The following is a 14,058-nucleotide window of genomic DNA, read 5'->3' on the forward strand; positions in this document are numbered from 1 at the left end:
TGCTTGGTGAAGATTTGAAAAGTCTGTCGTTACGGCGTCTGGGACATTGGCAGGGCCGGGGTTCTTGATTTGAGAACTGTCCGGTTTCTTTCCCCCTAAAAACACCCCAGCCGTTAACCGGCAGGGCGTGGGCGAGCGGGCAGTCCGTCCCCGCGGGCGTGAGTCGTCTGGTCAGGCTATGCCCCTGCGAAAGCGGCGAATGGATTCCAAAGGCGTTGCCTTTGGCGGGGCCGCGTCGGGTCTTAGGCCGAGCTTGCTCGGTCTTAGAGCCGTCGACAGCAGCGATAGGGCAGCGCCCTGGTCTCCACGAAGTGGCCCCCGGAGGGCCGCCGGAGGCATTCCTCCTCCGCCGATCCTTCGCGCTATTCCTTGGGCGCGAGTCCCATCAGCGTGTAGGCGAGTTGGGCGGCGGCGAAGTCGGAGGCGTGGTCACCGGGAGCGGGGGCGAGTTCGACGACGTCCGCGCCGACGAGGGTACGGCCTTGGAGGACGGTATTGAGGAGGGTGAGGGCTTCTTGCCAGCCGATGCCGCCGGGCACGGGGGTGCCGGTGGCGCGGATGACGGAGGGGTCGAGGCCGTCGACGTCGAAGGTGATGTAGATGCGGTTGGGGAAGTCGGGCGGCAGGAGTCGGCCGGGGATGCCCTTTTGGAAGAGTTCGCGGGCGTCGAGGTGGGGGATGTCGTTGGTTTTGCGGAAGGTTTCCTCTTCGTCGCAGAGGGCGCGCACGCCGATCTGGAAGAGGGGGAGGCCGAGGTCGTCCACGGCGCGGCGCATGACGCAGGCGTGGCTGTAGGGCGAGCCTTCGTAGGTATTGCGCAGGTCGGCGTGGGCGTCGAACTGGACGACGCCGAGTTTGCCGTATCGTTGTTTCATGGCGCGCAGGGCCCCGAGGGTGACGGTATGTTCGCCGCCGACGACGAGGGGCAGTGCTTCGCATTCGAGGGCGTAGGACACGGCGTCTTCGATGCGGTCCAAGGTCTTGACGATGGGTCCGGAGCAGTCCACGGGGGCGGCGGTATGGACGCCGAGCAGGCCGGGTTTGTCCTTGCCGTCCCAGAGTTCGAGCTGGATGGAGGCGTCGATGAGCGCGGCCGGGCCGTTTGCGGTGCCGCCGCCGTAGGAGACGGTGGATTCGAGCGGGACCGGGATGATGTGGAACGCGGCGTCCTCGGGTTTGGCGTTGGGGATTTCGCCTTCGAGAAAATGCGCAGCCATGGGGTCTTCCTCCCTAGGAGAGACGGTTTCGGAAGTCATCGTAGCCGAACGAACGGACCGGCGTCATCAGTTTTTCGCCGGGTTCGTAGCGGTAGATCGAGGGCAGCCGGATTCCGTTGAACGTGTTGGTTTTGACCATGGTGTAGATGGCCATGTCCGTGAACACGAGTTTGTCTCCCGAGGCGAGGGGCTTGTCAAAGGAATATTCGCCCGCCACGTCTCCGGCCAGGCAGGAGGGGCCGCCGATGCGGCAGGTCCAGGCCTTTTCGCCGGGTTCGGCCGAGCCGACGATGAGGGGGCGGTAAGGCATTTCGATGACGTCGGGCATGTGGCAGGGCACGGCCGAGTCCATGATGGCGATGGGCATGTCGGCCTGGACCACGTCGAGCACGGTGGCGACCAGGTAGCCCGCGTTGAGGGCCACGGCCTCGCCGGGTTCCAGGTAGACCTGGACGTTCCATTTCTGCTGGAAGTCGTTGATGAGGCGGACGAGGAGGTCCACGTCGTAGCCGGGCCGGGTGATGTGGTGTCCGCCGCCGAAGTTGACGTAGCGCATCCGCGGCAGCACGTCGGCGAACTGGGTTTCCACGGCTTTGATGGTCCGTTCCAGGCAGTCGGCGTCCTGTTCGCAGAGGTTGTGCCAGTGCAGGCCGGAGATGTCGTCCAGGTCGTCGGGATTGAACTGGGCGCGGCGGATGCCGAGGCGCGAGCCGGGGGAGCAGGGGTCGTAGATGGGGGTCGCGCCCTCGGAGTGCTCGGGGTTGATGCGCAGGCCGAGTTCGATGTCGCGGCCGCTTGCGGCGGCGAGCCGGCGCACCAGGGGACGGAAGCGGTTGAGCTGGGCGAAGGAGTTGAAGACCAGGTGGTCGCTGGTTTCGCAGAGCTCGCGGACGTCGGGTTCGGAGAAGGCTGCGGCGAAGGTGTGGACCTCGCGGCCGAACTCCTCGCGGCCGAGGCGCGCCTCATGGGGCGAGCTGGCGCAGACGCCGTCCAGGGTTTCCCGGATCAGGGGGAAGAGGCTGAACATGGAGAAGCACTTGAGGGCGAGCAGGATCTTGCAGCCCGTGCTCCGCTTGACCGAGGCGAGGACCTCCAGGTTGTCGGCCAGGAGGCCCTCGTCGGTGACGTAGGCGGGGGTTTCGACCGTGTTCGGGTCGAATCGGCAGGCGAGCCGGCCGTTCACTACAGCTCCACTTCGGTCCAGGGCAGGCCGTGCTTGTTCAGGGCCGCCATGAACGGGTCGGGGTCGAGCTGCTCCATGTGGAACACGCCCTTGCCGGACCACTTGCCGGTGAGCATCATCATGGCCCCGATCATGGCCGGGACGCCGGTGGTGTAGGAGATGGCCTGGGAGCCCACTTCCTCGTAGGCGGCCTCGTGGCTGCACACGTTGTAGACGTAGAGGGTCTTTTCCCTGCCGTCCTTGACGCCGCGCATGACGTTGCCGATGCAGGTCCGGCCCTTGGTCAGCGGGCCGAGGGAACCGGGCTCGGGCAGCACGGCCTTGAGGAACTGGAGGGGCTGGATCATCTGGCCGTTGTAGTCGACGGGCTTGATGGAGGTCATGCCGACGCCTTCCAGCACGCGCAGGTGGGTCAGGTACTGGTCGCCGAAGGTCATCCAGAACCGGGCGCGCCTGAGCCCCTTGAGGTGCATGACCAGGGATTCGAGCTCCTCGTGGTACATGAGGTAGCACTTCTTTTGCCCGATGCCTTCGGGGAAGTCGTAGCTCATGGACCAGGAGAGCGGGTCGGTCTCGACCCATTCGCCGCGTTCCCAGTAGCGGCCGCGCTGGGTGATCTCCCGGATGTTGATCTCCGGGTTGAAGTTGGTGGCGAACGCCTGTCCGTGGTCGCCCGCGTTGCAGTCGATAATGTCCAGGACGTGGATTTCGTCGAAGTGGTGCTTCATGGCGTGGGCCGCGAAGACGTTGGTGACGCCCGGGTCGAAGCCGGAGCCGAGCAGGGCCATGAGCCCGGCCTTTTCGAACCGTTCGCGGTAGGCCCACTGCCACTTGTATTCGAACTTGGCCTCGGTGGGCGGCTCGTAGTTGGCGGTGTCGAGGTAGTTGACGCCGGTTTCGAGGCAGGCGTCCATGAGCGGCAGGTCCTGGTAGGGCAGGGCCAGGTTGACCAGCAGGTCGGGCTTGACCTGGTTGATGAGCCTGACGGTCTCGGCCACGTCGTCCGCGTCCACGGCGTGGGTGGCCACGTCGCGGCCGGTGCGCTGCTTCACGGACGCGGCGATGGCGTCGCATTTGGCCTTGGTGCGGCTGGCCAGGTGGATTTCGGAGAACACCTCGGGGACCTGGGCGCACTTGTGCACCGCCACGCTGCCGACGCCTCCGGCGCCGATGATCAATACCTTGGACATTGACGTCTCCTTACTGCGCGCCCCCGGGGAGGGGGCGGCGGTTTAGCGTTCGAAGTAGGTGTATCCCTGGAGGCCGCTCCGGTAGGCCGAGAGGGTCTCGCGCCGTTCGGACGGGGTGATCCGGCCGTGGCGGACGGCGTTTTCCGCCGTCTCGCGGAACCGGGCCAGGAGCGCCTTGGGGTCGTATTCCACGTAGGTGAGGACGTCCTCCACCGAGTCGCCCTCCAGCTCGCCGACGAAGTCGTACTGGCCTCCCTGGCGGATGCGGATGGTGACCACGTTGGTGTCGCCCAGCAGGTTGTGCAGGTCGCCCAGGGTCTCCTGGTACGCGCCCACGAGGAAGGCTCCGAGGTAGTATTCCTCGTTTTCCTTCAGCTCGTGCAGCGGCATGGAGCGCTTGACGCCCTGGCTGTCGATGAACCGGTCGATCTTGCCGTCGCAGTCGCAGGTGATGTCGGCCAGCAGTCCTTCGCGGGTGGGCTCCTCGCCCAGCCGGTGGACGGGCATGACCGGGAAGAGCTGGCCGATGGCCCAGGCGTCCGGCAGGGACTGGAACACGCTGAAGTTGCAGTAGTAGATGTCCGAGAGGGCCTGGCCCACGTTTTCCAGGTCGTGGGGCAGGGCGGGCAGGTCCTTGGAGAGCACGGCGATGCGCCGGATGATCTCCCAGAACACGTTGTCGGCCAGGGCGCGCTGGCGGAACGACATCTTGCCGTTGCTGAAGGCCTGGCGGACTTCGTCGCGGTAGTAGAGGGAGTCGTTGAAGCACTCCTGGATGGTGCGCAGGTTGAGGGCCTGGAGCGCTTCGAAGAGGTGCTGGACCTGGATGTGGGTGTCCGGCGGGAGCTTCTCGGGCAGGGGCTCGGGCTCGAACCGGGCGAAGTCCAGCACGTTGAACAGGAGCATGGAGTAGTAGGCCACCAGGGCGCGGCCGGACTCGGTGATGATGGTCGGGTGGGGGACCTTCTGCTCGTCGAGCACGGTCATGACGCCTTCGACCACGTCCACGCAGTACTCGTTGACGGAGTAGTTGCGGCTGGACATGAAGTTGGTCTGGGTGCCGTCGTAGTCCACGGCCAGGCCGCCGCCAAGGTCCAGGTAGCGCATTCCCGCGCCCTCGGCCACGAGGCCCGCGTAGACGCGGCTCGCCTCGGCCACGGCGCTGCGGATCTCCCGGATGTTCGGGATCTGCGAGCCGAGGTGGTAGTGGAGGAGCTGGAGCCGGTCCAGCATGTCCGCTTCCTTGAGGGCGTCGATGACGTCGATGATCTGGGCCGCGTTGAGGCCGAAGATGGAGCGGTCGCCGCCGGACTCGGTCCAGAGACCGCCCGCCTGGGTCGAGAGCTTGACGCGGACGCCCAGGATGGGCTCCACGCCGAGGACCTTGGAGCGCTCGATGATCAGCGGCAGCTCGCCCGGCATCTCGACGACCATGATGCAGGTGAATCCGAGACGCGTGGCGTGCAGGCCCAGGTCGATGAACTCCTGGTCCTTGTAGCCGTTGCACACGAGCACGGCCTCGGTGTCGCGCAACATGCCCATGGCCGCGATGAGTTCGGCCTTGCTGCCCGCTTCCAGGCCGTGGTGGTACTTCTTGCCGTGACGGGTCACGGCCTCCACCACCTGCTGTTGCTGGTTGACCTTGATGGGATAGGCCCCGAGATACGTTCCCTTGTAGTCCAGGCTGCGGATGGCGTCCTGGAAGCTTTCGTTGAGCAGGGAGATCTGGGTGTCGAGGATGTTCTCGATGCGCAGGAGCACCGGCATGTCCAGGCCTCTGGCCTGGATGCCCTCGATGATTTCGGGGATGGAAACCGCGTTTTCGAATTTGCCGGGCTCGGCAGTTACCTGCAGCTCGCCCGAAGGGGAAATACCGAAGAATCCGGCGCCCCATTCACGGACGCCGTAGAGTTCCGTGGACCGTTCAACGGTCCATCTTTCCAGAGAAGGGGTCACTCATAAATCCTCCATATCCAAAAGCGGATTCGGGGAATACCCGGGTGACTGGCGGACGGAAATCCAGAGCCCGTCCACCAAGTGGAAACGGCGATTTATGGTTTAGTGTGGTAAAAGTCAACCGCCGTTCGGTCAAGAAGGATATTCTTTTTTTCGCAGCGGCGGAAGCCCCCGTCCGGCGCGGGATCAAGCCGGTCAGCCCAGGGGGAGTTCGACCCGGATGCGGACCCGGCCGTCGGCCCAGGAGGACTCGATGGTCCCGCCGTGCATCTCGGCCATGCGCCGGGCCGTGGTCAACCCCAGGCCGGTGCCCGCCTCCTTGCCCCGGTAGAGGCGGTGGAAGGGGGTGAACATGTCGGCGAGGTCCTTGTCCGACAGGGGCGGGTGGGCGTTGGCCACCTCAACGACGAGGCCTTCGGTCCCGGCCAGGGCGCGGACCTCGATGGCCCCGCCCTCGTCGGTGTACTTCATGGCGTTGGCCAGAATGTTGTTCAGCAGCACGTCCAGGGCGTGGGCGTTGCAGCGCAGGGCCGGGGTGGCGCCGAGCTCGGCCGTCAGGGCGAAACCGTGTCGCTCGACCATGGGGCCGTAGGTCTCCAGCAGCTCGGCCAGGCGGGCGGAGACGTCCACCCGGTCCGTGCGCGGCGGGGCCTCCTGCATGTCCAGCTTGGAGAGGTCCAGGATGGAGCCGATGATCCGGTCCATGTTCTCGATCTCGTCGCCGATCTTGTCCAGGTATCGGCGGTCCGCGCCGCCCTCGGCCCCGCGCTCCATGGCCATCTGGAGCGAGATGCGCATACGGGCGAGCGGGGTGCGCAGCTCGTGGGAGAGCTGGGCGGTCAGCTCCCGGCCCGAGAGGACGAGCTTCTGGAGCCGCCCGGCCATGTTGTTGAACTTGTTGGCCAGGTCGGCTACCTCGTCCCGGCCGGTGACGGGCACGCGCTGGGAGAAGTCGCCGTGGCCCAGGCGGTCGGCGGCCTCGGCCAGCTTGCGGACGGGCCGGATGATGCGCAGGGCCACGGGCAGGATGAACAGCGCGCCGAGCACGGTGAGCAGGAGCAGCCCCTTGAGGAACCAGGTCTCCTCGTTGTGGTGCGGCCGGTCGATGAGGACGTGGAGCAGGAGGGGCGCGCCGCCGGGCGCAATGATGTCCGACTCCAGGTAGATGGCCTTGAAGTGGCGGCCTTCGGCCTTGAACATGCGCACCGGCTCGCCTTCGGCCAGCTCCACCGGGTCCAGGGCCATGTCCATGACCGGGGGCCGGCCGTCGAAGCTGGCGGCCAGGGTCGCGCCATTGGCGTCGCTGACCCAGAGGCGGCGGTGCTCCCTGTCCAGGATGCGCATGACCGGGCCGAGGCGGGCGGCCGCGTTGGCCCCGGCCGGGGCCTCGGCCAGCTCCTTGCGGATGAGCCGGTCCGCCATGACCGTCTCGCCGACCACGGTGCGGATGAAGGGGGAGGGCGGCCTGCCCGAGAGGACGAAGATGAAGACCGCGCTCTCGGCCGCGATGAGCACGGCCAGGAAGGCGAGGAAAATCTTGAGGTAGAGCTTGCTTACGCGCATCACGCCCCCAGGAAGAGGTAGCCGGTGCCCCAGACGGTCTTGATCCGCTCCCGGTGGGCGTCGTAGGGCTTGAGCAGGGAGCGCAGCTTGTGGACGTGGACGTCGATGGACCGGTCGTAGGCGTTGAAGTCCTTGTCCCAGACCAGGGTCATCAGCTCGTCACGGGTCATGGCCGTGTCCGGGTTTTCCATGAAGACCTTGAGCAGGCGGTATTCGGTGGCCGAGAGTTCGATCTCGTCGCCCTCCGCCACCAGAACCTGCCGCCCGGTGTCCAGGGCCAGGCCGCCGCAGCGGACGAACCGGTCCGGCCGTTCGCCGGGCCTGCCCGAGCCCATCTCGTGGCGGCGGAGCACGGCCTTGATCCGGGCCAGCAGTTCGCGCGGGTTGAAGGGCTTGGGCATGTAGTCGTCCGCGCCCAGCTCCAGGCCGACGATGCGGTCCGTGTCCTCGCCCTTGGCCGTGAGCATGATGACCGGCACCGTGGACCGGGTGCGCAGGTCGGCCAGGACCTCCAGCCCGTTCCTGCCGGGCATCATCACGTCCAGGATGACCAGGGCGGGCGAGCGCTCGGCCACGGTCTCGGCCACCTTCTCGCCCGAGGGCAGGGTCAGCACCAAGAAGCCGTATCCCTCCAGGTATTCCCGGATCAGGGCGCAGAGTTCCTCGTCGTCGTCCACGAGCAGCAGGAGATGGGCGTTGTCCATGGCTCCTTCCTTACGCATTGCGGCGCGGCCTGAAAAGCCGCCTCCGTCTTCTTTAACAGCTTTTAACATCTTTTATCACGCGCGAAAAACAATCCGGCCCCCCCGGCGGATAGAAGGGGAGCACAGATCATGCGCAAGAACAACACACCCATATCCCCCAAAAGACCGGCGTCGCTCCCCGCGGCGACGGTCCTGGCCCTCGTCCTGCTGCTGGCGGCCGGGGGGTGCTCGCCCTTCAGGCCCGCGCCCCGCGACTTCAACGCCGACATGCTGCCCCCCTGCTTTTCCCTCTATTCCGACAACGCCACGGCCACCGGCAAGTGGTGGGAAGGGTTCGGCAGCGCCGAGCTGAACCGGCTGGTGGAGACCGCCCTGGCCGAAAACCTGGACATCCGCCAGGCCTGGGCCAGGCTGCGCCAGGCCAGGGCCGGCGCCGTGCAGTCCGGGGCGGACCGCTATCCCTCCCTGGACGGCGACGCGGGTTATTCGCACACCCGCCAGCGCGCGGACGCCGGGAGCGGCGGCAAGAAGACCACCGACGCCGACAGCCATTCCCTGGGCCTGAGCGCCGCCTACGAGGTGGACCTCTGGGGCCGGGTGGGGGCCGAGGCGGCCTCGGGCGCGCTGGACGCGCAGGCCGGGCTGGAGGACCTGCGCGCCTCGGCCATGACCGTGGCCGCCGAGGTGGTCGACCGCTGGATCGAGATCCAGGCCCGGCGGCGGGAGAGGCAGATATTGCAGGAGCAGGTCAAGGCCAACGAGACCTACCTGGAGCTGATCGAGCTGCGGTTCCGCAACTCCCTGGCCACGGCGCTGGACGTCTACCAGCAGCGCGAGTCCTTGGCCAAGGTCAAGGCGCAGATTCCGCCCGTGGAGTCCGAGGAGCGGGTGCTTCTGCACGAGCTGGCCGCGCTGCTGGGCCGCCCGGCCGGGGCCGTGGCTTTGTCCGGGGAAGAGCCGCCCGCCCTGCCGCCCCTGCCCGGCGTGGGGCTGCCCGCAGACCTGCTGGCCAACCGGCCCGACGTGCGTTCGGCCGGGCTCTCCCTGCGATCGTCCGACTGGGCCGTGGCCGCGGCCAGGGCCGACCGGCTGCCGAGCCTGACTCTGTCGGGCTCCGGGGCCTTCAGCGGGGCGCAACTGGCCACGGTGTTCGACAACTGGATACTGACCCTGGCGGCCTCGGTGGCCGGGCCCATCTTCGACGGCGGCTACCGCAAGGCCGAGGTGGAGAAGGCCAGGGGCGTGGTGGACGAGCGGCTGGCCGCCTACAAGTCCGCGGTCCTGACCGCCTTCAAGGAGGTGGAGGACGCCCTGACCAGGGAAAAGTGGCAGCAGCGCTACATCGAGGCCCGCCACGGCCAGCTCGCGGCCGCCCGCGTCAACCTGCGCGAGGCCCTGTCTCGCTACGTCCAGGGGCTGGACGACTACCTGCCCGTGCTCACGGCCCTGCTTTCGGTCCAGAACCTGGAGCTTTCGGACGTGACCGACCAGGAGGACCTGCTCCTCTATCGCGTCTCCCTGCACCGCGCCCTGGGCGGGGCCTGGGCCGACGCACTGCAACCCCCGGCCGGGTCCGAAACGGACGCCGCCGGGCAAACACCGAACAAGGGATAGTCCCATGACGCTTTTTTCGCGATTTTCGGCCGGAACAGGCCTCAAGATAGCCGTCCCCCTCGTCATCCTCATCCTGGCGGGCGCCGGGGGCTACGCCCTGATCGCCACCGCGCCCAAGGCCCGGCGGATGCCGCCGGTGACGGCCGCGCCCACGGTGGAGACCGCCGCCTTCACGCGCGGGAGCCATCCGGTGACCCTCTCGGTCATGGGCACGGTGGTGGCCGCCCACGAGATTTCGCTCACGCCCCAGGTGGAGGGCAAGATCGTCGAGACGGCCAAGGCCTTCGTGCCCGGCGGGTTCTTCGCCAAGGGCGAGGAGATGCTGCGCATCGACCCCAGCGACTACGAGCTGGCCCTGCGCGAGGTGAAGGCCGACGTGGCCGACGCCGAATACGACCTCAAGGTGGAGCTCGGCTACCAGAACGTGGCCGCCCGCGAGTGGAAGCTGCTCCGGCAGTCGGCCAAGGGGACCATGCAGGACGCCGACCTGGCCCTGCGCAAGCCCCACCTGGAAAAGGCCAAGGCGGACCTGGAGGCGGCGCGGGCCAGGCTGGCCCAGGCCGAGCTCGACCTCTCGCGCACCACCATTGTCGCGCCCTTCCCGGCCGTGGTCGAGTCCGTGGCCGCCAACCTCGGGGCCACGGTCTCCAAGCAGGAGACCCTGGCCACCCTGGTGGGCACCGAGGAATTCTGGGTCCAGGCCACCGTGCCCGTGGACCGGCTGGACCGCATCCGCCTGCCCGGCGCGGACAACGCGGCCGGGGCCGACGCCGTGGTCGTCAGCGGGACCAACGGCCTGACCTCCCGGCGCGCGGGCGCGGTCATCCGGCTGCTTCCCTCTCTGGAGAGCGAGGGGCGCATGGCCCGCGTGCTCGTCTCGGTGCGCGACCCCCTGAACATCAAGGGCGACCCGTCCGTGCGGCCGCTGCTGCTCGGCAGCTACGTCAAGGTGCTCATCGACGGCGGCGAGGTGACGGACTCCTTCGCCATCCCGCGCAAGGCGTTCCGCGACAACGGCAAAATCTGGGTCCTGGGGAGCGACGGCAAGATGGAAATCCGCAGCGTCGCCCCGGTCTGGCGCGACGCCGAGACCGTGCTGCTCACCGAAGGGCTGGCCGAGGGCGAGCAGGTGGTCCTCTCCTCCATCAACGCGCCGCTCGACGGCATGCGCCTGGAGTCCGCGTCCGTGAAGGCGGCCGCGAGCCCGGAACCCGGCGGCGGGTCGGACGTGGCCAACGCGACCCCGGAGGGCGGCAGCCATGACAACTAGGCCCGGACGCGCCGAGCGCGGCGCCATCGCCTGGATGGCGGGCAACTCCATCGCCGCCAACCTGATGATGGTCCTCTTCCTGGTGGGCGGGCTGATCTTCGCCTTCCAGGTCAAGCAGGAGGTCTTTCCCGAGTTCGAGACCGACACCGTCTCCATCTCCATCGCCTACCCGGGCGCGAGCCCGGAGGAGGTGGAGCAGGGCGTCACCCTGGCCGTGGAGCAGGCGGTCCAGGGCATCGAGGGCGTCAAGGAGGTCACCTCCACCTCCAGCGAGGGCCAGGCCAGCATCGTGGTCGAGGCCCTGGAGGGCGCGAACGTCCAGCGGCTGCTCCAGGACGTGAAGAGCGAGGTGGACGGCATCACCTCCCTGCCCGAGGAGGCGGAGGAGCCGGTCATTTCCGAGGGAACCCACCGCCGCGACGTCCTCTCCCTGATGATCTACGGCAAGCAGGACGAACTGGCCCTGCGCGAACTGGCCGAGCAGTTGCGCGAGGAGTTGCTGGCCTCCTCCGGCATCACCCAGGCCGAGCTCAAGGAGGTCAGCGGGCTTCAGATCAGCGTGGAGGTCCCCGAGGCCAAGCTGCGCGCCCACAACCTGACCCTCTCCACCGTGGCCGAGACCCTGGGCGACGCCGCCCTGGACATGCCCGGCGGGTCCATCAAGACCTCCGCGGGCGAGGTGCTGGTGCGCATGCGCGAGCGCCGGGACTGGGCGCACGAGTTCGCGAACATCCCGGTGGTCACGGGCCCGGACGGCGCCCAGGTCCTGCTCGGCGACATCGGCTCCGTGGCCGACGGGTTCCAGGACGACGACATCATCACCCGATACAACGGCCAGCCCGCCGTGCGCCTGGACGTCTTCCGCATCGGCGACCAGACTCCCGGCTCGGTGGCCGCGGCCGCCCGCAAGGTCCTGGCCGAGTTCGAGCTGCGGCTCCCTTCCTCGGTGCACGTCGTGGTCCTCAACGACTCCTCCGAAATCTTCAACCAGCGCATGGACCTGCTCATCGGCAACGGCTGCATGGGCCTGGTCCTGGTCTTCATCCTCCTGGCCGTCTTCCTGGACGCCCGGCTCGCCTTCTGGGTGGCCATGGGCATCCCGGTCTCCTTCCTCGGCTCGTTCATCGCGCTCAAGGCCGCCGGGGTGAGCGTGAACATGATCTCAATGTTCGCCTTCCTCATCGCGCTGGGCATCGTGGTGGACGACGCCATCGTGGTGGGCGAGAACGTCTTCACCATGCGCCAGCAGGGCATGTCGCCGCTGAGGGCCGCCATCAGGGGCGCGCGCGAGATAGCCCTGCCCGTTGTCTTCAGCGTGCTGACCAACATCGTGACCTTCCTGCCGCTCATGTTCATTCCGGGCATGATGGGCAAGATGATGTACTGCATCCCGGTGGTGGTCATCAGCGTGTTCGCGGTCTCGCTCATCGAGAGCCTGTTCATCCTGCCCGCCCACCTGGCCCACGTGAGCGAGCGCGGGCCTGGCCGGTTTCTGAGCTGGGCCGCCGCCCGCCAGAAGCGGATCGGCGACGGGCTCCTGTCCTTCATCCGCAACGTCTACCGGCCGTTCCTGGACCGCTGCCTGACCTGGCGCTACGTCACCCTGGCCGCCGGGGTGGCCCTGCTCCTGCTCAGCGCGGCCTACGCCCTGAGCGGGCGGCTGGGCATGACCCTGATGCCCCGCATCGAGTCCGACTACGCCTACGCCATGGCCGAGCTGCCCTACGGCTCGCCCGTGGCCCGGACCGAGGCCGTGCGCGACAAGCTCCTGGACGCGGCCGAGCGCGTGGTGGCGGTGAACGGCGGCGACAGGCTGCGCCTGGGCACCTACGCCAAGATCGGCGGGGCCGGGCGCGACATCTCGGGCAGCCATGTGGTCAGCGTCCAGATCTACCTGACCGGCGCGGACACGCGGCCCATCTCCACCGAGGAGTTCGTGCAGGCGTGGCGGCGGGAGGCCGGGGTCATCCCCGGCCTGGAGAACCTGACCTTCCAGTCGGACCAGGGCGGGCCCGGAGCGGGCAACGAGCTGGAAATCCAGCTCACCCACAGCGACGAGGAGACGCTGAAGCAGGCGGCCGCCGAACTTGCCGAGGCCCTGTCCTACTTCCCCAAGGTCAAGGACATCGACGACGGCTTTTCGCCCGGCAAGCAGCAGCTCGACTTCAAGATCCGGCCCGAGGGCGAGAGCCTGGGCCTCACCGCCCAGGACATCGCCAGCCAGGTCCGCGCCGCCTACTACGGCAAGGAGGTCCTGCGCCAGCAGCGCGGCCGCAACGAGGTCAAGGTCCTGGTGCGCCGCCCCGAGTCCGAGCGCGAGTCCGAGTTCGACCTGGAGGAGTTCATGGTCCGCACCCCGGACGGCAAGGACGTGCCCCTGCGCGAGGTGGTGGACGTGACCCGCGGCCGGGCCTACACCTCCATCAAGCACGTGGACGGCCGCCGCTCCCTGGTGGTCGGCTGCGACGTCACGCCGCGCAACGAGGCCGGGCAGGTCCTGACCGAGGTCCTGCGCGACGCCATGCCGAAGCTCCAGGCCAGGCACCCCGGCCTGGGCTACTCCATCGAGGGCCACCAGGGCGACATGAGCGAGGGCATGGACAGCCTGTACACCGGCCTGTTCCTGGCGTTGCTCGGCATCTACGCGCTCCTGGCCATTCCCTTCAAGAGCTACGTCCAGCCGATCATCATCATGGTCAGCATCCCCTTCGGCACCGTGGGAGCCGTGCTGGGCCACCTGCTCATGGGCTATCCGCTGAGCCTGAACAGCATGCTCGGCATCGTGGCCCTGGCGGGCGTGGTGGTCAACGACTCCCTGGTGTTCATCGAATACGCCAACCGCCAGCGCACCCTGGGGCACTGCGCCCACGACGCCGTGCTGGAGGCGGGGACCGCGCGCTTCCGGCCGATCATGCTGACCACCCTGACCACCTTCGGCGGCCTGGCCCCCATGATCCTGGAGACCTCGCGCCAGGCCCAGTTCCTCATCCCCATGGCCATCTCGCTCGGCTTCGGCATCCTCTTCGCCACCGGCATCACCCTGATCCTGGTGCCCGCCCTGTACATGGCCCTGGAGGACGTCCGGGAGGGCGTGGGCCGCCTCGGAGCCCGGCGGGCCGGGAGCCGGGCGAACCGGGAGGCCGACGCATGACCCGCCTCGACGCGACGCCCGGAGAAGGACGCGCGGCCGAGGAGCCGGGCAAGGACCGCCGGGGAGCGGGCTGCCCCCTGCGCGGCCATTCGGTCTGCTCCCTGATCCTGCTCCTGGAGGAACGGGGACTGGAGCTGCCGCCCGGGACCTTGACCCCGAACGAGATGGATGCCTGCGCCCTCTGCCTGCTGGGGCGGCTGGCCGGATAGG

10 protein-coding genes are annotated in these 14,058 nt (G+C 68.1%); 4 read left to right on the forward strand and 6 right to left on the reverse strand.

From position 1 onward, the window contains the following. Positions 1-362 precede the first annotated feature (362 nt). From speB to PHP91_RS03385, 6 genes are all read right to left on the reverse strand, one after another. Positions 363-1,217 carry an agmatinase gene (speB, locus tag PHP91_RS03360; RefSeq protein WP_300136851.1) on the reverse strand — a complete coding sequence of 285 codons (855 nt, stop codon included), beginning with the start codon at positions 1,215-1,217 and terminating at the stop codon, positions 363-365. A 13-nt stretch (positions 1,218-1,230) separates the two neighbouring features. Further along, positions 1,231-2,400, reverse strand: coding sequence for a carboxynorspermidine decarboxylase (nspC, locus tag PHP91_RS03365; RefSeq protein WP_300136854.1), 1,170 nt, complete (start codon positions 2,398-2,400; stop codon positions 1,231-1,233). Then, on the reverse strand, positions 2,400-3,590 hold the full coding sequence (locus PHP91_RS03370) for a saccharopine dehydrogenase family protein (RefSeq protein WP_300136857.1): 1,191 nt from the start codon (positions 3,588-3,590) through the stop codon (positions 2,400-2,402). The genes nspC and PHP91_RS03370 overlap by 1 nt, the downstream gene beginning before the upstream one ends. A gap of 42 nt (positions 3,591-3,632) precedes the next feature. Next, entirely contained in the window at positions 3,633-5,546 is a 1,914-nt protein-coding gene (speA, locus tag PHP91_RS03375) for a biosynthetic arginine decarboxylase (protein ID WP_300136860.1), read from the reverse strand. A 195-nt stretch (positions 5,547-5,741) separates the two neighbouring features. Further along, on the reverse strand, positions 5,742-7,109 hold the full coding sequence (locus tag PHP91_RS03380; protein WP_300136863.1) for a HAMP domain-containing sensor histidine kinase: 1,368 nt from the start codon (positions 7,107-7,109) through the stop codon (positions 5,742-5,744). Beyond that, positions 7,109-7,813: a response regulator transcription factor gene (locus PHP91_RS03385; RefSeq protein WP_300136866.1), complete on the reverse strand. Its 705-nt coding sequence runs from the start codon at positions 7,811-7,813 to the stop codon at positions 7,109-7,111. The genes PHP91_RS03380 and PHP91_RS03385 overlap by 1 nt, the downstream gene beginning before the upstream one ends. A gap of 129 nt (positions 7,814-7,942) precedes the next feature. Between PHP91_RS03385 and PHP91_RS03390 the strand changes: the two genes are divergently transcribed. Genes PHP91_RS03390 through PHP91_RS03405 form a run of 4 tightly spaced genes read left to right on the forward strand, consistent with a single transcriptional unit; the run spans position 7,943 to position 14,057 of the window. Next, the gene (locus PHP91_RS03390; protein WP_300136869.1) at positions 7,943-9,427 is read left to right on the forward strand and encodes an efflux transporter outer membrane subunit; all 1,485 of its coding nucleotides are present in this window, start codon (positions 7,943-7,945) and stop codon (positions 9,425-9,427) included. A gap of 4 nt (positions 9,428-9,431) precedes the next feature. Further along, the gene (locus PHP91_RS03395; protein ID WP_300136872.1) at positions 9,432-10,697 is read left to right on the forward strand and encodes an efflux RND transporter periplasmic adaptor subunit; all 1,266 of its coding nucleotides are present in this window, start codon (positions 9,432-9,434) and stop codon (positions 10,695-10,697) included. Further along, complete coding sequence (locus PHP91_RS03400; RefSeq protein WP_300136875.1) at positions 10,687-13,848, forward strand: efflux RND transporter permease subunit; 3,162 nt, start codon at positions 10,687-10,689, stop codon at positions 13,846-13,848. The genes PHP91_RS03395 and PHP91_RS03400 overlap by 11 nt, the downstream gene beginning before the upstream one ends. Continuing rightward, positions 13,845-14,057 (forward strand): hypothetical protein, encoded by a 213-nt coding sequence (locus PHP91_RS03405; protein ID WP_300136878.1) that lies wholly within the window; start codon positions 13,845-13,847, stop codon positions 14,055-14,057. Before PHP91_RS03400 ends, PHP91_RS03405 begins: the two co-directional genes overlap by 4 nt. The last annotated feature ends 1 nt before the right edge of the window (position 14,058 follow it).

It is taken from the genome of Pseudodesulfovibrio sp., assembly GCF_028692895.1.
In the GTDB taxonomy this organism is placed as follows: domain Bacteria; phylum Desulfobacterota; class Desulfovibrionia; order Desulfovibrionales; family Desulfovibrionaceae; genus Pseudodesulfovibrio.

Excerpts from the sequence above, each read along its gene's own strand:
- PHP91_RS03380 (WP_300136863.1), bottom strand. The coding sequence starts at position 7,109 with ATGCGCGTAAGCAAGCTCTACCTCAAGATTTTCCTCGCCTTCCTGGCC.
- PHP91_RS03385 (WP_300136866.1), bottom strand. The coding sequence starts at position 7,813 with ATGGACAACGCCCATCTCCTGCTGCTCGTGGACGACGACGAGGAACTC.
- PHP91_RS03405 (WP_300136878.1), top strand. The coding sequence starts at position 13,845 with ATGACCCGCCTCGACGCGACGCCCGGAGAAGGACGCGCGGCCGAGGAG.
- speB (WP_300136851.1), bottom strand. The coding sequence starts at position 1,217 with ATGGCTGCGCATTTTCTCGAAGGCGAAATCCCCAACGCCAAACCCGAG.
- PHP91_RS03370 (WP_300136857.1), bottom strand. The coding sequence starts at position 3,590 with ATGTCCAAGGTATTGATCATCGGCGCCGGAGGCGTCGGCAGCGTGGCG.
- PHP91_RS03390 (WP_300136869.1), top strand. The coding sequence starts at position 7,943 with ATGCGCAAGAACAACACACCCATATCCCCCAAAAGACCGGCGTCGCTC.
- PHP91_RS03395 (WP_300136872.1), top strand. The coding sequence starts at position 9,432 with ATGACGCTTTTTTCGCGATTTTCGGCCGGAACAGGCCTCAAGATAGCC.
- PHP91_RS03400 (WP_300136875.1), top strand. The coding sequence starts at position 10,687 with ATGACAACTAGGCCCGGACGCGCCGAGCGCGGCGCCATCGCCTGGATG.